Origin of the sequence: Amycolatopsis sp. cmx-4-83 (assembly GCF_046548815.1) — a bacterium.
GTDB lineage: Bacteria > Actinomycetota > Actinomycetes > Mycobacteriales > Pseudonocardiaceae > Amycolatopsis > Amycolatopsis pretoriensis_A.
Genome location: NZ_JAEBEF010000026.1, coordinates 24,103 through 43,093 on the forward strand (window position 1 = coordinate 24,103; position 18,991 = coordinate 43,093).

The window sequence follows — 18,991 nt, forward strand, 5'->3', positions numbered from 1 at the left end:
GCGTGAGCCAGCCGATCCTGATGACCGTCGACGACGATCCCGCCGTGTCCCGCTCGGTCGCCCGTGACCTGCGGCGCCGCTACGGCAAGGACTACCGCGTCATCCGTGCCGACTCCGGCATGGACGCGCTCGAAGCGCTGCGCGAGATCAAGCTGCGCGGCGACGCCGTCGCGGCCATCCTCGCCGACTACCGGATGCCGCAGATGGACGGGATCGCCTTCCTCGAGAAGGCGATGGACCTGTTCCCGCACGCCCGCCGCGCCCTGCTGACCGCCTACGCCGACACCGACGCCGCGATCCAGGCGATCAACGTCGTCGACGTCGACCACTACCTGCTCAAGCCGTGGGACCCGCCGGAGGAGAAGCTCTACCCGGTGATCGACGCGCTGGTCGAGACCTGGAAGGCAGTCGGCGACAAGCCGGTCGAAGAGGTCAAGCTCATCGGTCACCGGTACAGCCAGCCGTCCTTCGAGCTGCGCGACTTCCTCGCCCGCAACGCCGTCCCGTACCGCTGGTACTCCGTCCAGGACGACGAAGGGTGCCGGATCCTGCAGGCCGCCGAGGCGACCGAGGCCGACATCCCGGTGGTCGTCACGCCGGACGGCAAGGTGCTCAAGCAGCCGACCGGCGGCGAGATCGCCGACGCGGTCGGTTTGTCGACCCGGCCGGCGCAGGAGTTCTACGACCTCGTCGTGATCGGCGGCGGCCCGGCCGGCCTCGGCGCCGCGGTGTACGGCGCTTCCGAGGGCCTGCGCACGGTGCTCGTCGAGAAGAAGGCCACCGGTGGCCAGGCCGGCACGAGCTCGCGCATCGAGAACTACCTCGGCTTCCCCGACGGCGTCTCCGGCGCGCAGCTGACCGACCGGGCGCGCCGCCAGGCCCAGAAGTTCGGCGCCGAGGTGCTGACCGCGCGCGACGTCGTCGGCCTGGAGGCCCGCGGCTCGTCGCGGGTGATCACCTTCGGCGACGGCAGCGAGATCGCCGCGCACTCGGTGATCCTCGCCAGCGGCGTCAACTACCGCGCCCTGGAGGCCGAGGGCATCGAGGAGCTCACCGGCCGCGGCGTCTACTACGGCTCGGCCGCGACCGAGGCACCCGAGTGCAAGGGCGAGCACGTCTACATCGTCGGCGGCGCCAACTCCGCCGGGCAGGCGGCGGTGTTCTTCTCCCGGCACGCCAGCGACGTCACGATCCTGGTGCGCGGCGCCTCCCTCGAGGCGTCGATGTCGCACTACCTGATCGAGCAGATCGCCGGCATCGAGAACATCCACGTCCGCACGCACACCACGGTCAAGCAGGCCCACGGTGACGAGCACCTCGAGCGGATCACGCTGTGCGAGAACGGCGTCACCGAGACGGTCGACTCCGGCCACCTGTTCATCTTCATCGGTGCCGCGCCGCGCACCGACTGGCTCGGCGAGACCATCCACCGCGACGAGTACGGCTTCGTCCGCACCGGCCCCGACCTGCTGACCGCCGGCCAGCGCCCGGCGGGCTGGACCCTCGACCGTGATCCGCACTACCTCGAATCCTCGATCCCCGGCGTGTTCGTGGCCGGTGACGTGCGGTCCCAGTCGGTCAAGCGGGTGGCCTCCGCGGTCGGCGAGGGCGCGATGGCCGTGACGCTGGTACACCGGTACCTGGAGGAACAATGAGCGCACTGCCGCGGGACGAGCTTCGCGGGCTCTTCCTGTTCGAACACCTTTCCGAAGAGCAGCTCGACTGGATCGCCGGCAACGCGGTCCTCGAGGAGTACGAGGGCGACTCCACCGTCATCAGCGAAGGCGGCGAAGCGACCTGCTTCTACGTCCTGCTCACCGGCGCGATCCGGATGACGCGGCTGGTCAGCGGCACCGAGGTGGAAACCAACCGGTCCGACCAGCGCGGCGCCTACTTCGGCGCGACGCAGTTCTTCGTGCACCAGGAAACCGAGCACACCTACAACGCGACGGTGCGCGCGCTCTCCGACGTCACGTTCCTGACGCTGCCCTCGAAGGAGTTCTCCTTCGAGTTCCGCCGGTGGTTCCCGATGGCGACGCACCTGCTCGAGGGCATGTACCTCGGCTGGCGCAACAGCGACACGGTGATCGGCTCGCGCCGGCGCCTGCTGGCGCTGGGCGAGCTGTCGGCGGGCCTGACGCACGAGCTGAACAACCCGGCCGCGGCCGCGGTGCGGGCGACGTCCGCCCTGCGCGAGCGCGTCGCCGGCATGCGGCACAAGCTGGCCTTCCTGGCGAAGAAGGACATCGAGCCGGAGCTGCTCTACCAGCTCATCGACGTCCAGGAACGCCTGGTCAAGCAGGTCGCGCAGGCGCCGAAGCTGACCGCGATGCAGCAGGCCGACCGCGAGGACGAGATCACCGATTGGTTCGACGAGCGGGGCATCGACGGCGGCTGGGACCTCGCCGACATCTACGTCCGCGCCGGGCTGACCACGCCCGACCTGGACCACGTGCTGGAGCAGGTCGGCGACACCTTCATCGACGGCGCCGTCCGCTGGCTCGCCTACGCGCTCGAGACCGAGATGCTGATGGGCGAGATCGAGGACTCCACCACGCGCATCTCCGCGCTGGTCGGCAAGGCCAAGCAGTACTCCCAGATGGACCGCGCGCCGCACCAGTGGGTCGACGTCCACGACGGCCTCGACTCCACGCTCGTGATGCTCTCGGGCAAGATCGGCGACATCCGCGTCGTCAAGGAGTACGACCGCAGCCTGCCGAAGATCCCCGCGTACCCGGGCGAGCTGAACCAGGTCTGGACGAACATCATCGACAACGCGATCGGCGCGATGCGGGGCGACGGCACGCTGACCCTGCGCACCTGGGGCCAGAACGACCAGGTCCGCGTGGAGATCGGCGACACCGGCCCGGGCATCCCGGCGGACATCAAGCCGCGGATCTTCGAGCCGTTCTTCACCACGAAGCCGGTCGGCGAAGGCACCGGGCTCGGCCTGGACATCTCGTGGAAGATCGTCGTCGAACGCCACCAGGGTGACCTGCGCGTCGAGTCGGAGCCCGGGAACACCCGGTTCGAAGTCTGCCTGCCGACGGTCGAGCAGGCTTCGCTCTGATGGTCTCCGTCCCAACGGTCACGACCGAGCTCGGGGCGCTGGTGGGGCTGGCGGGGGACGGCGTCCGCGTCTGGCGCGGGATCCCGTACGCCCGCCCGCCGGTCGGCGAGCTGCGGTGGAAGGCGCCGCGGCCGCCGTCGCTGTCCGGTGGCGTGCACGTCGCCACCGAGTACGGCCCGCACGCGATGCAGTCGCCGGACCCGATGAACCCGTCCGCGGTGTGCGACGAGGACTGCCTGTACCTCAACGTCTGCACGCCGGAAGGGCCCGCGCCCGAAGGCGGCTGGCCGGTGCTGTTCTGGCTGCACGGCGGCGGTTACCGCGTCGGGCACGGCGAGCAGCTCGGCGACGGCGAGGAGTTCGCGCGCGCCGGGATCGTCGTCGTCACGATCAACTACCGGCTCGGCTCGCTCGGCTTCCTGCACCTCGCCGGGATCTTCGGCGAGTCCGAAGCGGACGCCGGGGTGTGCGGCCTGCTCGACCAGATCGAGGCCTTGAAGTGGGTGCGCCGCAACGTCTCCGCGTTCGGCGGCGACCCGGCGCGGATCACCGTCTACGGCGTCTCGGCGGGCGCGAAGAGCCTCGGGAACCTGATGGGCAGCCCGCTGGGCGCGGGGTTGTTCGCCCAGGGGATCAGCAGCAGCGGCGGCGCCGACCACGTGGCGACGCCGGAGGCCGGCACGGCGCTGGCGAAGCGGCTCCTCGACGAAGTCGGCTGCCACGACGCCGAAGCGTTGCGGTCCTTGCCCGCCAAGGAGTTCGTCGAGGCGCAGGAACGGATCCTGACCGGGCTGCAGGCGTTGTGGCTCTGGCGCCCGACCCTGCACCCGCGGGTGCTGCCCGAGGTGCCGATCGAGCCGATCCGGCGGGGGAGCGCGGCCGGGGTCCCGCTGCTGATCGGCTGCAACAGCAACGAAGGCAGCACGTACGCGCTGATGCTCGGCGACGACGTCGCGACGGCGCCCGCGAGCGGCACCTTGAGCGGCATCCTCGGTGAGGAACGGGCTTCGCACCTGCTCGAGACCTACCTCCGGCGCGTCCCCGACCTGAAGTCCGCGAAGATCGCCGCGATGGGCGACGAGCGCTACGGCATCCCGACGCAGCGCCTCGCCGACGCGCAGTCCGCGCACGCGCCCGTGTTCCGCTACCGCATCGACATCGCCGCGCCCGGCGTGCCCGAGCAGCTCGACGGCGGCCACGGCACCGAGACCACCATGGCGTGGAAGGTTCCGATGCCGCTGTTCGACCAGGCCATCGACGTGAACCCGAAGCGGGAGCGCGCCGCGCTGCTCATCCACCGGGCCTGGGTGCGGTTCATCCGCGACGGCGTCGCCGACGCCGACGGCCCCGAATGGCCTTCCTACGGCCCCGAACTCCGCCCGGTGCTGGTTTTCCGGGAAGACACCGATCTGGTGCTCGACCCACGGCCGGACGAGCGGAAGGCCTGGGGCGACACGGAATGGGCGTCCGGGACCTGGTTCCCGGTGACCTGAGACCGTTCCTTCACCCGCCGTTCACTTCGAACGGGCCCGCTCCCGCGTCCAATGAGCGAAAGCCCGTCGAGGGGAGTGGCTCGTGAAACGCCGGGTGTCGATCGGACTGGCCGTGGTGCTCGTGCTGGCCGTCGTCGGGGTGATCATCTGGGGGCGCGGCGACGGCGCCGCGCAGGGTGGCGACCTCACCACGGTGCGCGGCACCATCGGCTCGGAGAAGCAGGCGTTCTTCACCGACCGGCGCGTCGTCGACGCCTTCGCGCGGCACGGCCTGAAGGTCGAAGTGGACACCGCGGGCTCGCGGCAGATCGCGACGAGCGTGGACCTCGGGAAGTACGCGTTCGCGTTCCCGTCGTCCTCGCCGGCGGCGCAGAAGATCCAGCGCGACCGCAAGGTGACGACGGTGTACACGCCGTTCCAGTCGCCGATGGCGGTGGCCAGCTTCGAGCCGATCGTGGCGCTGCTGCGCGCGAACGGCGTGGTGCACAAGGGGGCCGGCGACTACGACGTCCTCGACATCGCGAAGTACCTGGGCCTGGCGAAGGCCGGGACGCGCTGGGACCAGCTGCCCGGCAACACCGCGTACCCGGCCCGCAAGAACGTCCTCGTCACCACGACCGACCCGCGCGAGTCGAACTCCGCGGCGATGTACCTGTCGATCGTTTCCTTCGTGGCCAACGGGAACGCCGTCGTCAGCACGCCCGAGCAGGAGGCGAAGGTGCTGCCGCCGGTGTCGAAGCTGTTCCTGGACCAGGGGTACACGCAGAACAGCACCGAAGGGCCGTTCGAGGACTACCTGTCGGCGGGCATGGGCAAGACGCCGCTGGCGCTGATCTACGAGTCGCAGTTCGTGGACCGGGTGGTGCGCGGCGACGGCTCCATCCGGCCGGACATGCGGCTGCTCTACACCGCGCCGACGGTGTACTCGAAGCACACGCTGGTGCCGCTGACCCCGGACGGCGACAAGGTCGGCCAGCTCCTGTCCACCGACCCCGAGCTGGGCAAGCTCGCCGCGACCTTCGGCTTCCGCACGACCGACCCGAAGCTGTTCGCCGAGGTCGCCGCGCCCGCGCACGTGCCCGCCGACCTGGTGGACGCCGTCGAACCGCCCTCGTTCGAGACGCTCGAGCGGCTGCTCGACGCCGTCGGCAAGCAGTACTGACATGGACTTCGCGCTCAGCCCGCCCGAACCGGTCGCCGCGATCCCCGTCGAGCGCGCGGCCGGCCTCATCACGCTCAGCGAAGACACCCGCGCCGACGTGACCGCGCGGGCCGGCGAGTTCGCGTCGCGGCTGGAGGCGCTGGACGTCCGGTCGCCGGAGTTCACCGACCTGCTGGACGAGCTGCTGGCCGTCGGCGAGGCCGACATGCGGGCCGCCGCGGGCGTCGCGGGCACGATGCTCGACCGGTCGATGCGCAGCGTGGCGTCCCCGCAGGACGGCGTCACGACGAGCCTGGCCGGCCTGCGCCGCACGGTCGCCGAGCTGGACCCGGCGAAGCTGCCGCTGACCGGGCGGAAGCTGCTCGGGATGTTCCCGGTCGCCGCGGGCGCGAAGCGCGCCCTGGACCGCTACCGCGCGGCGAACGAGCCGGTCAACGCGCTCGTCGTCGACCTCCGCGGCCGCCAGGACGTCCTGCGCCGTGACAACGCGGCGATCAAGGGCGAGCGCGAGCGGCTGTGGAAGGTGATGGGGAAGCTGGCCGAAGCGGCCGCCTTCGCCGAGGCCGTCGACGGCGCCATCGAGCGGCAGGCGTCCGTCTTCGACTTCACGGACCCGGTGCGCGCGCAGGCGTTGCGCGGGGACGTGCTGTACCCGATCCGGCAGCGGCACCAGGACCTGCTCACCCAGCTCGCCGTCGGCGCGCAGGGCTACCTCGCGCTGGACCTGGTGCGCAAGAACAACGACGAGGTGATCCGCGGCGTCGAACGGGCGGTGTCGGTGACCGTATCCGCGTTGCGGGTCGCCCTGCTGGTCAGCGGCGCGCTGGCGAGCCAGCGGGACGTCCTGGACGAGGTCGCCGCGCTGCAGGCCACCACGGATGGGCTGATCCGCGCCAACACCGAGCTGCTGGACCTGCAGTCCGCGGAGATCCGGAAAGCGAGCAGCGACCCGGCGGTCGCGACCGAGACGATCCGGCGGTCGTTCGACCGGATCTACGCCTCGATCGACGCGATCGACGGGTTCCGCGCGGACGCCGTCCGCTCGATGGCGGCGACCGTCGAGTCGCTGTCCGGCGAGATCCGCCGCGCCGAAGACCACCTGCGCCGTTCGCACGAGGGGGAAGCATGATCAGGAAGCTGGGGGCGCTCGCCCTCGGTGTGCTGCTGCTGGCGGGGTGTTCGGACTCTTCGTCCGCCCCCTTGGGCGACCCGGAGCCGGGCACGCTCAGGATCCTGGCCGGCAGCGAGCTGGCCGACCTGCAGCCGGTGCTCGACGAAGCCGCTCGCGCCACCGGCGTAACGGTCAAGTTCACCTTCACCGGGACGCTGGAAGGCGCGGAAGCGCTCGCGAACGGCAGTGTCGACGGGAAGTACGACGCGGTGTGGTTCTCGTCGAACCGCTACCCGGCGGGCATCCCCGAAGCGGCGAAGCGGCTCGGGAACCAGGTCAAGATCATGAGTTCGCCGGTGGTGCTCGGGCTGGCGACGTCGGTGGTGCAGCGGCTCGGCTGGGCGGGGAAGCCGGTGAGCTGGGGCGAAATCGCCGCGCAGGCCGGGAAGAAGGCGTTCAGCTACGGCATGACGGACCCGTCGGCGTCGAACTCGGGGTTCTCGGCGCTGGTCGGCGTCGCTTCGGCGCTGGCCGGTGCGGGCAACGCGATCGACGCCCGGCAGATCGCGTCGGTGACGCCGCAGCTGACGCAGTTCTTCAGCGCGCAGGCGCTTTCGGCGGGCTCTTCGGGCTGGCTGTCGGACGCGTACACACGGCGGGCGAGCGGGCAGGACCCCGGCCAGAAGGTCGACGGGCTGATCAACTACGAGTCCGTCCTGCTGTCGGCGAACGCGTCCGGCAAGCTGCCGGAGCCGCTGACGCTGATCTACCCGAGCGACGGCGTCGTCACGGCCGACTACCCGCTGACCCTGCTGTCGGACGCCAATTCCGACGCGCGTTCGGCGCACCAGCGGCTGTCGGACTACCTGCGGACGCCGGACGTCCAGAAGCGGATCATGGAGACGACGCAGCGGCGCCCGGTCGTCCCGGGTGTCGCACTGGGGCAGCAGTTCGCCGCGCGCGACCTCGTCGAGCTGCCGTTCCCGGCGACGCAGCAGGCGATGGACGCGCTGCTCCAGGCGTACTTCGACAAGATCCGCCGCCCGTCGCGGACGCTGTACGTGCTCGACACGTCCGGGTCCATGAAGGGCGACCGCATCGACTCGCTGCGCTCGGCGCTGGCCGGCCTGACCGGGGCGGACAACTCGCTCACCGGGCGGTACCGGCGGTTCCGGAGCCGCGAGGAGGTGCTGATGCTGCCGTTCAGCACGCGGCCGTCGGGGGTCACGACGTTCACCGTGCCGGAGCAGAACCCGGCGGCGGAACTGGCGCGCATCAAGGCGTTCGCGGAGGGCCTGCCGGCGAGCGGCGGCACGGCGATCTACGACAGCCTGTCACAGGCCTACCGGGACCTGGAACCGTTGCAGGCACGCGACCCGGACCGGTTCACGTCGATCGTCCTGATGACCGACGGCGAGAACGCGAACGGCTCGTCCCTGGCGGACTTCCAGCTGACGTTCGGCACGCTCCCGCCGTCGGTCAAGCGGGTACCGGTGTTCACGGTGCTGTTCGGCGAAGGCAGCAGCGACGAGCTGACCCAGGTGGCGACGATGACCGGCGGCAAGGTGTTCGACGGGCGCGAGACGCAGTTGCCCGACGTGTTCAAGGAGATCCGCGGGTACCAATGATGCTGCGCTACCTGGGCTCGACCAAGAACCTCACCGGCTGCGTCGGCGGCCTGGTCGGTGTCGTGCTGTACCTGACCGGGGTGGTCGGGTGGTTCTGGCCGTTCGTGGTGGTGGCGTTGTACTTGGCGGGGGCGTTGCTCGCGCCGGGTGAGAAGGTCCGGCTGGTACCGGATACGTCGGCTTCGCTGCGGTCTTCTTTGGAGACGCTGGTTTCTTCGGTTGACACGCAGTCTTCCCGGCTGCCTGCGTCCAGTGTGGACGCTGTACGCCGGATCGCGGAGGTCCTTTCCGACCTGCTTTCCCACCCGGACCGGCTCGCGGCTGACCCCGACCTGCAGCATGCGGTGGTGCGGTTGGCGGGCACGGACCTGCCTTTGTCGGTCCAGGCGTACTTGAACCTCCCGTGGTGGTTCGCGGCCCGGCGGGTGGGTGCGGGGGAGGAGCTGGTGGCGCAGCTGGGTTTGCTGGAGACGGAGGCGCACCGGGTGGCTGAGCGGTTCTACGCGACGGAGATCGACCGGCAGGCGGACCACACCCGGTACTTGCGGGATCGCGACGCTTGAGTCGACCGGCGTCGCTCTGGTCAAGTTCCCGTACCCGGCTGATCACGTGAGCTGTCGCGCGGTTGTTTTGCCTTGGCTTGGCCGGGTTCCCGCCCTTGGTCGGTCACTCGGGCCGTCCCACGTCGGTCTCGCGCCGTCCGGGCAACGTTTCCGTGCTTGGCCGCGACTCGGGCCGTCTCGCGCCACTCAGGCAAAGTTCCCGCGCTCGGCCGACCGCCCGAGCTGCCCCGGTTTGCGTCGCTCTGGCCAGAATCCCGTACTCGCCGACCATCCGAGCTGCTTGCCGTTGATTCCCGCGGTTGTTCCGCACCGCTTCCCGCAACCCCGCCACCTCGCAGTCCCGCGGAGGCCGCGACGCCACCGGCGGCCAACCCGCCCACCCGGCTACTCAGCCACCCCACTCACCCATCCGAGCCCGCGACCCACGCGACCTTTCCCTTACCTCGCAACACTTACCCACCTCTACCCGTGTGAGTGATGTGTTCGAACGAACGTTCGAGTACGTTGGCCAGTGAGAGCCACCACCGGCTCACCCCAAGCAAAGGAGAGTCATGAACGACCGCCGAGTCTGGGCAGGGTCAGCGTCACAGCCGCCGTCGTCAGCCAGCTCAGCAAGTCGGGCAAGGGGATGCGGGAAAGCCGCTCCGGCCATTCCTCCGCCACGGTGTGCAGCACCAGCTCGTCCTGCCGCGGCTCCACCTTCGTCAGCCGTATCCCCGGCGGCAGTTCCGGCAGCGGAAGCACGATGGGCCGGAAACGCCGTGGCGGCCGTAGTCGTCGTTGTCCGATGTGGAGGGTCTCCGGCACGAGAACGACGACGTCGTCGCCCACCTCGGGGCGCAGGGTCAAGTGGCCCCAGAGGGGGCGCTTCGCCCAGTGGATCTGCAGCAGCCCGCTACCCGCCGGAGCCGCGACGATCCCGGGGCGGACTTTCGCCACCCGTTCTCGCAGCACGTCCGCGGAAACCGCGATCTGCAGCTCGACCCGCGCGGGCTTGGCGGCCGGCGTGGGCAGCGAGCGGAGGCGGACGTCTTCGGCGAGCACGGTGACCCGGCGCAGCGGAATGCTGCCGCCTTCGGGTTCGGGCCAGTCGACGTCCTCGGCGACGATCCGGACGTCGCCGATCCGCCCGGTGGCCAGCCGGAGGTTGCCGGCCGGGTAGTCGAGTTCGGTGAGCGTCAGGCCGACCTCGCGGTCGTCGACCTTCGCGGTCAGGCGCCGTCCGACGAGCTGCTCGGTGACGGTCCGCGCCAGCGCGGCCGGCGTGACCGGGACGTTCGGCAACAGCGAACGCCCGGCCGCGGCCAGCCCGGCCAGCTCAGGCCAGGGCGACCAGCCGTCGAACCACCTGCCGTCGCTCATCCATCCAGTGTCGCCGAAAGACACCGCGGATGCCGACGGCGGGTGGCCCGACAGTGGTACCTGTCGGCAGCCCGCCGACCGTCACCGTCCGGCGAAGCGGGCGATGATGCCGGTCACGACCAGCCAGAACACCGCGGCCAGGCCGAAGTCGAGGATGACGGCCAGGCTCGGGTTGCTGACCGGGAACAGCCCCGGGAAGAACAAGGCGAGAGGAACCGCCAGTGACTTGATGAAAACGAAGAACGCGTTGCCGGCGTTGGCGCCGGCGAGCACCATGATCATGTAGAGAACTTCGATCCCCGCGAAGATCGCGCCGATCGCCGTGATGACCCGCACGGCCGTGTTCCGTCTGGTGGTGGTTCGCCAAGGAGACATGTCGCGAAAATTCCCGGATCGGGTGACCGATCAAACGCTCCAAGGCCCAGATTGCGCCGTTTGGCCGCTCCCTATTGCTCTCTGCTCCGCTCCGAACACGGGTGGTGAGCCCATTCGGCCGTTCAAGCGTGCGCATCTCCGAGCAACCGGGCGACAGCCCAGTCCTGCACGGCGAGACCGACGGACTTGAACACCGTCCGCCCGCGCACCACCGGTGGCTCACGCAGGGCGTCGCCCAGCTCGATCAGCTGGCCACGGCCGAGGAGCCCGGTCTCCACCGCGTGGATCACCTCGCCGGCTTCCGCCAACGCGGCCTCGACCTGATCGACGACCACGCACCCCGCGGTGGCGAGCAACTCGGCGGGAAGTTCCCGCATGGACGGCAGGTAGGACCCGATCGCGTTCACGTGAACCCGTTCGGGCAAGGCATCGACAGCGAAGAGAGGAGTACTCGACGAAGTAGCGCAACACACGATCTCCGCGTCGGACACCGCGTCCTCCGCGCTCCCGGCGACCCGCATGGCCACATCCGGGAACTCGGCACCCAGCCGAGCCGTGAACGCCGACCCGCGCGACCGGTCCCGCCCGAACACGGCCAAGTGCCGCACCGGGCGCACCGCCGCCACCGCACGCACCTGGTCGGCGGCCTGCGCGCCGGTCCCGAGCAGGGCGAGCTTGGTCGCGCCGGTCGGGGCGAGAAGGTCCGTCGCGACGCCGGAAGCGGCGCCGGTGCGCAGCGTGGTGAGCTCGACCGCGTCGGCGACCACCTGGCCTTCAGCGGTGTTCCAGACCAGCGTGCCCAGGATCATCGGGGTGCGCCCGGCGGCCAGGTTGAGCGTCTTCACGACCGTCGTGGACGACGGGGTGTGGCAGGCGCTCATCACGAGCGTCGTGCCGCCGCCGAACGACAACCGTTGCGGCACCGCGAAACGACCGGCGGCGAGGTCGAGGAACGCCTCGCGCACCGCGTCGACGGCGGCCGCCATCGGCACGGCCTTCCGGACGTCGTCGGCGTCGAGCATGCGCGGCTCCTTCGGGCTCGGCTCTGCCGTTAGCCTGACGGGGTGTCCGAGGCCACGCAAGATCCCGTCGAAGAGCAGCGGTTCTCCCGTGACGACTGGTACGGAGAGGAGATCACCGGACGCCACTACGTGCGGTGCGAGTTCCACGAGGTCGACTTCTCCGAGGCCGTCGTGCGGAACTCGGTGTTCACCGACTGCGGGTTCGGCAACGTGCGCTTCAACGCGTCGCGGCACCTGGACTCGTCGTTCGCCGGCTGCGCCTTCAAGCGGTGCAACTTCTTCGACGCCGAGTTCACCGGCTGCAAGCTCGTCGGCGCCACGTTCGCCGAGTGCGAGCTGCGACCGCTGCGGGTCATCGGCGGCGACTGGTCGTTCGCCGGGATGGCGGGCGCGGACCTGCGTTCGGTCAGCTTCCAGGGCGTGCGGATGCGGGAAGCCGACCTGACCGGGGCCGACTGCGGTGGTGCGGTGTTCGCCGACGTCGACCTGTCCGCGGCGATGCTGCACGCGGTCAAGCTGCCGCGCGCCGAGCTGCGGGGCAGCGACCTCTCGGCCCTCGACCCGCTGAACGCCGAGCTGGCGGGCGCGATCGTGTCACCCGAACAGGCTGCGGTGCTCGTCACGTCGCTCGGGCTGCAGGTCCGGGCGTAGGCTCGGCGGGACCGCGAAGGGAGTGCCGCATGGGTGTCGTGACACCGGGTTTCCAGGGCCGCGCCCGCAGCGGCGACCCGCGCCTGCCGCCCGGTCAGTACCTGGCCGAGGACTTCCCGGTGCTGTCCGCGGGGCCGACGCCACGCGTGCGCACCGAGACGTGGGAGTTCGCGGTCACCACCGAAAAGGGTGACAAGCACACGTGGAGCTGGGCCGAGCTGCTGGCGCTGCCGAGCGAAAAGCCCACTGTGGACATCCACTGCGTCACCCAGTGGTCCAAACTGGACACCCGCTGGCGCGGCGTCGCGGTCGACACGCTGGTCGGCGGGCTCGACACCGAGGCCGACTACGTCATGGTCCACTCCTACGGCGGCTACACGACGAACCTGCCGCTGGCCGACCTGCTCGACGGCCAGGCCTGGATCGCGTACGAGTACGGCGGCAAGCCGCTCACCCCCGAGCACGGCGGCCCGGCGCGGCTGCTCGTGCCGCACCTGTACTTCTGGAAGTCCGCGAAGTGGGTGCGCGGGCTGGAGCTGAAGACCCGGGACGAGCCGGGCTTCTGGGAGAACGTCGGCTACCACGACTACGGGGATCCATGGCGCGAACAGCGGTATCAGGGCGACTAGCCTGGCGGGTCGCCCGCCTGGCCGAATTCCGCGACGAAACACCGACGGCCCGCACGCTCGTGTTCGACCTGCCCGGCTGGCCGGGACACCTGGCGGGCCAGCACGTCGACGTCCGCCTGACGGCCGCGGACGGTTACCGCGCCCAGCGCAGCTACTCCCTCGCCGCCCCCGCGAACGGCGACCGGGTGGAACTGACGGTCCAGCGCGTCGCCGACGGCGAAGTCTCGGAGCACCTGACCGGCCCGTACGCGATCGGCGACCCGGTCGAAATCCGCGGCCCGATCGGCGGCTGGTTCGCGTGGCGCCCCACGAACCCGGAACCGGTCCTCCTCATCGCGGGCGGCTCGGGCATCGTCCCCCTGATGGCGATGATCCGCGCCCGCCGCGCGGCGGGCGTCCGCACCCCGTTCAAGCTGATCTATTCCCTGCGCACCCCGGCCGAGCAGTACTACGCCGACGAGCTCCGCACCCCAGTGGCAGGCCTGGACATCACTTACGTCTACACCCGCGAGCTCCCCGAAGGCCGCCCGGGCATCCCCCGCCGGATCGACGTGGCGACCCTCAACACAGCAGCCTGGCCCGCCGAGTTCGGCGCGACAGCGTTCATCTGCGGCCCGACGGCCTTCGTGGAAACGGCAGCGGACATCCTGCTGGCCCTCGGCCACGACCCGCACCGCATCCGAACGGAACGCTTCGGCCCCAGCCGCGACTGACCGCAAGACGCGGTGGGGGCTGCCCCGCGCCCGCGTGATAGCGGTGTGGTGGGAGCTGCGCCGCGCCAGCTCCAGCCCTGACTGACTGCACGGCATCCGTGCGAGTGGGGCCGTGCCGCGCCCGCACCGCTTTGCGTCTGCCCGCGCGACACCAGCGTGGTGGAGCTACGCCGCACCTCCCCGAGCCGCGGCTGGCCACGCGACGTTGCCCCCGGTCGAGCCGCGCCGCGTAGTCGGCGCCCGGGCGCGGCCGGTGTGCAGCGGGCCGGGGATCTGCCGTCTGCAGCGCTCGCCCGAGCGATCACCAACCCAGGGAACAGCCGCAAGCTCAGCGGGTGCGGCTCAGGGCGCGTCCGGCCGTGACAACAACTCCCGCAGCGTCGCCAGCAGCTCCCGCCGGTCCGCTGCCCCCAGCTTTCCGCGGATCCGGGCCATGTGGTGCTCCACCGTCTTCCCGGAAATGAACAGTTTGCTCCCCGCCTGCTTGTACGTCAGCCCCTCCACGACAAGACGGGCCACCTCCAGCTCCCGCTCGCTCAACGCCGCCAAACCGGTCCCAGCCGCAGCCGGCTCCGTCGCCCCCTGGTCCCGCCGGGCCGCCGTGCCCTGGAACTGCCGGGCCGCCTCCAGCAACTGCACCATCGCCTTGCGATCGGACGTGCGGATCGCCGCCTGGCCGGCCAAGCGGGCCGCGTCCCAGCGGAGGTCCAAGTCGTGCAGTTCCGCGGCCGCCGCGGCGATCGGGTTCGGGGCGAACGTTCCGCTCAGGACCTCCAGCCAGCACTGGGCCGCCGTCGCGAGGGCTCGGGGGTGGCGGCCGCAGTGGGCGTGGGTCGTCAACGTTGCCAGGTGTGCCTTCGCCGACTCCGCGTCCTCCAACGTGATCGCCGCGTGGAGCTCGTGCCAGATCAACGACACCGTCCACAGTGGAGGCTCGCCGAGGCGGGACAGGAGTGCGTGGGCGCGCTCCAGCTGGGGGGCCAGCTTCGCGAACGCCCCCGTGCGGGCCGCCGCGATCGCCAGCTCGCCCAGTGGCAGCAGCGAAAACAGGTCCGTCTGCTGCCGCATCGACGCCTGGTACGCGCGGTTCCACGCCCGCTGCAAGCCGACCAGGTCGCTCGCGCGACGGGCCAAGCCGAGGTCCAACGTCGCGAAGAACAGCTCGTCGCGGGCTTCCAGGGGGCGACCGGCGACGGCGTCGCGGTGTTCCGCCGCCTTGGCGAGGTCGCCGGCCGTCATCGCCACCCAGCCGAGCAGGAGGCGGTGGCGGGACTCCAGGAGGTCGCCGCCGGTGTGGCCCTCCAGCGCGCGCGTCAGGACCGACTCCGCCAGCGCCAGCTCGCCGGTGTGCAACGCCGCCAGCGCGGCGAGCGCGGCCGGGCTGTCCGGGAGCAGCGTGCCGCCCAGGGCCGGCTCCAGCATCGCCGCCGCGCCCAGCAACGTCGACAACGTCTCCGACGCGTAGCCGGACACCGAATCCGCGATGCCGCCCGCCATCCGGGTGGCCGCGCCCGCGAACAACGTCGGAGCGACGCCGGGGGCGGGGGTGTCCAACAACTGCCGGGCGCCGGGGAGGTCGCCGGTGCCGACGAGGGCGATGGCCGCGAACGCGTCTGCGCCCGCCCAGCTCGTCGCGGGGAGCTCGGCCGTGCGGGCCGCCCAGTGGTAGAGCTCCGCGCTGCGGGCCAGCTCGCCGCGGTGCGCCAGCACCGTCGCGGCGATCGCGGCGCCGGCCGCGCGCGTCTCCGCGTCGGTCGCGCCGAGCATCCCGTCGCCGAGCCGCAATGCCGTGTCGAGGTCGCCGGACAACGCCGCCGCGCGGGCCCAGCCCGCCGTCACCGCCGGGGAGCGGTCGCCGGCTTCGGCGGCGGCTTCGAACAGCCGGACCGCCAGCCGCGCGTCGGACGGCAGCGCTTCGCCGGCCGCCGCCGCGAAGGCCGCCGCCGCGGACGCGCCGGAACTGCCCGTGCCGAGCAGGGACCGTGCCAGGTCGAGCACCGGCAGGCCGTTCGCCAGCTGCAGCTCCACCAGCCGCTGCACCGTCGCCAGGCGGCGGGCGGGCGGGCCGAAGTCGCGGACGGCGGTGGCGGCCAAGGGCAGCAGCGTGTCGTCCGGGGCGAGGAGGCCGGTCGCGCGGGCGCCCTCGACGACGGCGGGGAGCTGGTCGGGGTCGCGGTCGAGCAACGCGGACAACAGGTCCAGGTTGCGTCCCGCCCCCGCTTCGGCCGCGATCAGGTAGCGCAGCACGGCGTCGTCGAGCTCGTCGAGCTCCGGCCGGAACTCCTCGAGCCGCCCGAGCAGCGCGCGCTCGGCCAGCCTCGGCACGCCGCCGCTGCGCGCGTGCAGCTCCGCCGCGGATTCCGCGTCGGCGGGCGAACCCGTCACCGCCGTCATCATCCGGGCGATGTCCTCGACGCCGAGCGGGCCGAGCTGCAGCAGCGTCCAGCCGGGCGCCACCGCGGCCGGCCGGTGCGCGACGACGATCGGGCCGTCCGCGCCGGCGAGCAGGTCCTCGAGCTGGTCGGGGCCGAGCCGGTCGGCGTCGTCGACGAGCACGGCGTCGACGCCCGCCTCGCGGTAGCAGCGGTCGAGCGCGGCGAGCAGGACGCTCTTGCCGTAGCCGCCGGGGGCGACGACGGCGAGCCTCAGCGGTTCGGCGGGTTCGGCCGCGACCCGGTCGAGGAGCTGCCGGGCCGCCGGGTGCGCGGGAACGGTGTGGAGCGGGGAAACCTGCGTGAGCAGAGTGTTCAACAGTGACCTTCACCGGAGGGGGCGCCGGGGCGGGCGCAGTGGCTCGGGGCGGGGGAGGGAGCGGGGGAGGTGCCGGGGCCCGCGGTGGCTTCACGGGCGGTGAGGGTGATCGCGCCGGCGGAGACGCCGGCGGCGAGCAGCAGGATCGCGGCGGCGAGGGGGCGCCGCCGCCGGAACAGGTTCATCGGGGTGGCGCGCTCGGGCAGTTCGAACGGCGTGATGTCGACTGGCGGCCGGGGCGGCCGCTCGCCGAGCTCACCGAGCGTGTCCACCTGGGGGAGCAGGGTGGTCTCGACGGCCGGGGGTTCCAGGGGACCGCCCCGGCCCTCGGCGCGCAGCACCGCGAGGGCGGCCGCACCGAGCGCGGCGGTCGCCGGCGGAACCGGTCCCGCGAACATCGGGCACGGCGGCCGGGCGGGCAGCGCGTGCGGGGGAACGTCGCCGCAGAACACCACGCCGGCGAGCCCCCGGGGCGACGTCGACGCCGCGCCGGCGAGGGCGAACAGCGTGCTCAGCGCGGCCGCCGGGGCCACGCCTTCGGCGCTCGTGCCGGGCTGCCAGCCGCTGGCGGCGGTCGCCGTCGCCAGCGTGACGCTCACGCCGTCGGCGCCGAACTCGCACACCCCGGCCGCGGTCGCGCCGGGGCCGGGCACGGCCAGGTGCGCGCCGAGCGCGGCGATCGAGCCGGGGACCAGCGTGACGGCGGTGAACCCGGCGCCGGCCAGTGCCCGCCGCAGCACGTCACGGCGGTAGCCGCCCCAGTCGCCGGGGTGGGTCAGCACCAGGTGGTCCGGTGGCCCGCCGAAGAGGTCCGCGGCGTGCTCGGCGATCCCCTCGACGAGCACGGTGGTCAGCGTCTCGGGCGGGAACGCCTCGCCTTCGACGAGCATCGGCACGTCGTCGCCGATCCGCCGGTGGAAGCCGGTGAGCAGCCGGGACGGGACCCGGGCGCCGGCCTGCGCGGCCGCGTCCCCGGTGAGCAGGTACCCCTCGTCGTCCAGGAACAGCGCGGACGCCGCGGCCGGGGACCGTTCGCCCAGCCAGAGGGGTTCGGGCTCGCCCCAGCCGGTGCCTTGACGGCGGCAGGTCGCGGCGTGGGTCCGCGCCTGTGCCACATCGATCCCGAGGACGTAGGGCAACGGCGGTTCCTCCTCACCTCGCGGGGGCTGATCAGGGGTACGGAATCCCCCTAGGGCTCGGGGCATCCTCACCCAAACGGGTTAGTCAATCAAGGGCCTGGGGGGATTTAACCCAACTGAGCGCGTCTCGGATGAGCCCCTAACTCCCTAACGATGACATATCGATCCCCTATCGGCTGACCGGACTGCGACTCGGAGTGATCCCCGATGTGCGCTGGGGGGTCGGCTCCCTACCTTGATGACGGAGAGCAGCGGTCCTTGCGGCCGATGCCGTCCCCCGAACCACCGGACCAGGAGAAACCCCATGGACTCCGTGCAGACGTTGCACGATTTCGCGCTGAACCTGCTCAACGACCCGACCGCGCTGGCGGCCTTCGGGACGGACCCGCAGGGCGTGCTCGCCGCCGCCGGTCTCGGCGACGTCAGCGCCGCCGACGTGCACGAGGTCATCCCGCTGGTGCTCGACTTCGTGCCGGTCGACAGCCTCCCCGCCGTGGACAGCCTCCCGGCCATCGGCGGCCTGTCCGGCGTCGGCACCGACGCCCCGGGCATCCAGGGCGCGATCGACCAGCTCACCGCCCTCACCGCGGGCCTCGGCCTGCCGGCCACCTCGGCGCTGCCGGGTGTCGGCGACCTGGGCGTCGGCGAACTGCCGGTCGTCGGCGACCTCGGCCTGTCCGGTGTCGGCGGCCTCGGCCAGCCGGTGAGCACCGTCACCGACGTCACCAACAACGTGGCGAGCGTGACCGCCCTCGCCGGTGACGCCACCAGCTCCCTCGGCTTCGGCGGCGACCTCGCGCAGAGCATCGACGCGGGCGTGCTGGGCAATCTGGGCGGCGCCGTCACCGGTGCCGTCGAGAGCGGCGACGTCGTCGACCAGGCCGCGACCGCCGTCACGGGTACCGTCGCCGCGCCGGTCCACGGTGGCGACCTGACCGGGGCCCTCACCGGCGCCGTGACCACCGCCACCGGCGACGCCACCAGCCACGTCGGTGACTTCAACGGCACGCTGAAGCACGTCGGCGACCTCGACGTCAAGCACGTCGCCGGGGACGTCACCAGCGCCGCTCAGGGCGTCGGCGACATCACCCACAACGCCGTCACCACGGTGACCGGCGCCGTGGGCGTCGACCACAACGTGGTCGGTGAAATCGGCAGCAACAACGGCGTCGACGCCGTGCACGACGTGGTGTCGGACGTCACCGGCAACCTCAGCCACAACGCGCTCGGCAACATCCACGTCGGTGACCTCGGTCACAACGACATCCACATCGGGCACTGAGCCCCGAACCGGTCACCGGTGCCCGTCCCGCGGTCTGGGT

General features: G+C 71.9%; 16 protein-coding genes. 11 read left to right on the plus strand and 5 right to left on the minus strand.

All coding sequences use genetic code 11. The features are described from left to right. Nucleotides 1-2: 2 nt before the first annotated feature. The 7 genes from ACLJQM_RS47900 (at nucleotide 3) to ACLJQM_RS47930 (ending at nucleotide 9,027) form a co-directional block, all read left to right on the plus strand. Nucleotides 3-1,655: a response regulator gene (locus ACLJQM_RS47900; RefSeq protein ID WP_247013925.1), complete on the plus strand. Its 1,653-nt coding sequence runs from the start codon at nucleotides 3-5 to the stop codon at nucleotides 1,653-1,655. Then, a complete protein-coding gene (locus ACLJQM_RS47905) occupies nucleotides 1,652-3,070 on the plus strand; it encodes an ATP-binding protein (protein WP_410636642.1) in 1,419 nt (472 codons plus the stop codon). Before ACLJQM_RS47900 ends, ACLJQM_RS47905 begins: the two co-directional genes overlap by 4 nt. Then, on the plus strand, nucleotides 3,070-4,563 hold the full coding sequence (locus tag ACLJQM_RS47910) for a carboxylesterase/lipase family protein (protein ID WP_410636643.1): 1,494 nt from the start codon (nucleotides 3,070-3,072) through the stop codon (nucleotides 4,561-4,563). Before ACLJQM_RS47905 ends, ACLJQM_RS47910 begins: the two co-directional genes overlap by 1 nt. Nucleotides 4,564-4,645: 82 nt before the next feature. Further along, the gene (locus tag ACLJQM_RS47915; RefSeq protein WP_410636644.1) at nucleotides 4,646-5,725 is read left to right on the plus strand and encodes a hypothetical protein; all 1,080 of its coding nucleotides are present in this window, start codon (nucleotides 4,646-4,648) and stop codon (nucleotides 5,723-5,725) included. Nucleotide 5,726: 1 nt separating this feature from the next. After that, nucleotides 5,727-6,854 carry a toxic anion resistance protein gene (locus ACLJQM_RS47920; RefSeq protein ID WP_410636645.1) on the plus strand — a complete coding sequence of 376 codons (1,128 nt, stop codon included), beginning with the start codon at nucleotides 5,727-5,729 and terminating at the stop codon, nucleotides 6,852-6,854. Continuing rightward, nucleotides 6,851-8,464 carry a substrate-binding domain-containing protein gene (locus ACLJQM_RS47925; protein ID WP_410636646.1) on the plus strand — a complete coding sequence of 538 codons (1,614 nt, stop codon included), beginning with the start codon at nucleotides 6,851-6,853 and terminating at the stop codon, nucleotides 8,462-8,464. The genes ACLJQM_RS47920 and ACLJQM_RS47925 overlap by 4 nt, the downstream gene beginning before the upstream one ends. Continuing rightward, on the plus strand, nucleotides 8,461-9,027 hold the full coding sequence (locus tag ACLJQM_RS47930; RefSeq protein ID WP_410636647.1) for a hypothetical protein: 567 nt from the start codon (nucleotides 8,461-8,463) through the stop codon (nucleotides 9,025-9,027). Before ACLJQM_RS47925 ends, ACLJQM_RS47930 begins: the two co-directional genes overlap by 4 nt. Before the next feature lie 549 nt (nucleotides 9,028-9,576). Here ACLJQM_RS47930 and ACLJQM_RS47935 read toward each other — a convergent pair. The 3 genes from ACLJQM_RS47935 to ACLJQM_RS47945 form a co-directional block, all read right to left on the minus strand. Beyond that, a complete protein-coding gene (locus tag ACLJQM_RS47935) occupies nucleotides 9,577-10,389 on the minus strand; it encodes an LmeA family phospholipid-binding protein (RefSeq protein ID WP_360783134.1) in 813 nt (270 codons plus the stop codon). Nucleotides 10,390-10,470: 81 nt separating this feature from the next. Beyond that, a complete protein-coding gene (locus ACLJQM_RS47940; RefSeq protein ID WP_086865576.1) occupies nucleotides 10,471-10,725 on the minus strand; it encodes a hypothetical protein in 255 nt (84 codons plus the stop codon). A gap of 161 nt (nucleotides 10,726-10,886) precedes the next feature. After that, nucleotides 10,887-11,786, minus strand: a complete 900-nt coding sequence (locus tag ACLJQM_RS47945) for an ornithine cyclodeaminase family protein (protein WP_410636648.1) — start codon at nucleotides 11,784-11,786, stop codon at nucleotides 10,887-10,889. 42 nt (nucleotides 11,787-11,828) lie between these two features. Between ACLJQM_RS47945 and ACLJQM_RS47950 the strand changes: the two genes are divergently transcribed. Genes ACLJQM_RS47950 through ACLJQM_RS47960 form a run of 3 tightly spaced genes read left to right on the plus strand, consistent with a single transcriptional unit; the run spans nucleotide 11,829 to nucleotide 13,779 of the window. Further along, the gene (locus ACLJQM_RS47950) at nucleotides 11,829-12,437 is read left to right on the plus strand and encodes a pentapeptide repeat-containing protein (protein ID WP_410636649.1); all 609 of its coding nucleotides are present in this window, start codon (nucleotides 11,829-11,831) and stop codon (nucleotides 12,435-12,437) included. 29 nt (nucleotides 12,438-12,466) lie between these two features. Further along, a complete protein-coding gene (locus ACLJQM_RS47955) occupies nucleotides 12,467-13,066 on the plus strand; it encodes a sulfite oxidase-like oxidoreductase (protein WP_410636650.1) in 600 nt (199 codons plus the stop codon). Further along, complete coding sequence (locus tag ACLJQM_RS47960; protein WP_360783144.1) at nucleotides 13,036-13,779, plus strand: ferredoxin reductase; 744 nt, start codon at nucleotides 13,036-13,038, stop codon at nucleotides 13,777-13,779. The genes ACLJQM_RS47955 and ACLJQM_RS47960 overlap by 31 nt, the downstream gene beginning before the upstream one ends. A gap of 342 nt (nucleotides 13,780-14,121) precedes the next feature. Here the strand turns inward: ACLJQM_RS47960 and ACLJQM_RS47965 are convergent, their stop codons facing one another. Continuing rightward, on the minus strand, nucleotides 14,122-16,530 hold the full coding sequence (locus tag ACLJQM_RS47965) for a LuxR C-terminal-related transcriptional regulator (RefSeq protein WP_410636651.1): 2,409 nt from the start codon (nucleotides 16,528-16,530) through the stop codon (nucleotides 14,122-14,124). Continuing rightward, nucleotides 16,527-17,669: a molecular chaperone DnaK gene (locus tag ACLJQM_RS47970; protein ID WP_247013900.1), complete on the minus strand. Its 1,143-nt coding sequence runs from the start codon at nucleotides 17,667-17,669 to the stop codon at nucleotides 16,527-16,529. Before ACLJQM_RS47970 ends, ACLJQM_RS47965 begins: the two co-directional genes overlap by 4 nt. Nucleotides 17,670-17,973: 304 nt before the next feature. Here ACLJQM_RS47970 and ACLJQM_RS47975 point away from each other — a divergent pair, with 304 nt between their 5' ends. Next, nucleotides 17,974-18,951 carry an IniB N-terminal domain-containing protein gene (locus ACLJQM_RS47975; protein ID WP_410636652.1) on the plus strand — a complete coding sequence of 326 codons (978 nt, stop codon included), beginning with the start codon at nucleotides 17,974-17,976 and terminating at the stop codon, nucleotides 18,949-18,951. Nucleotides 18,952-18,991 lie beyond the last annotated feature (40 nt).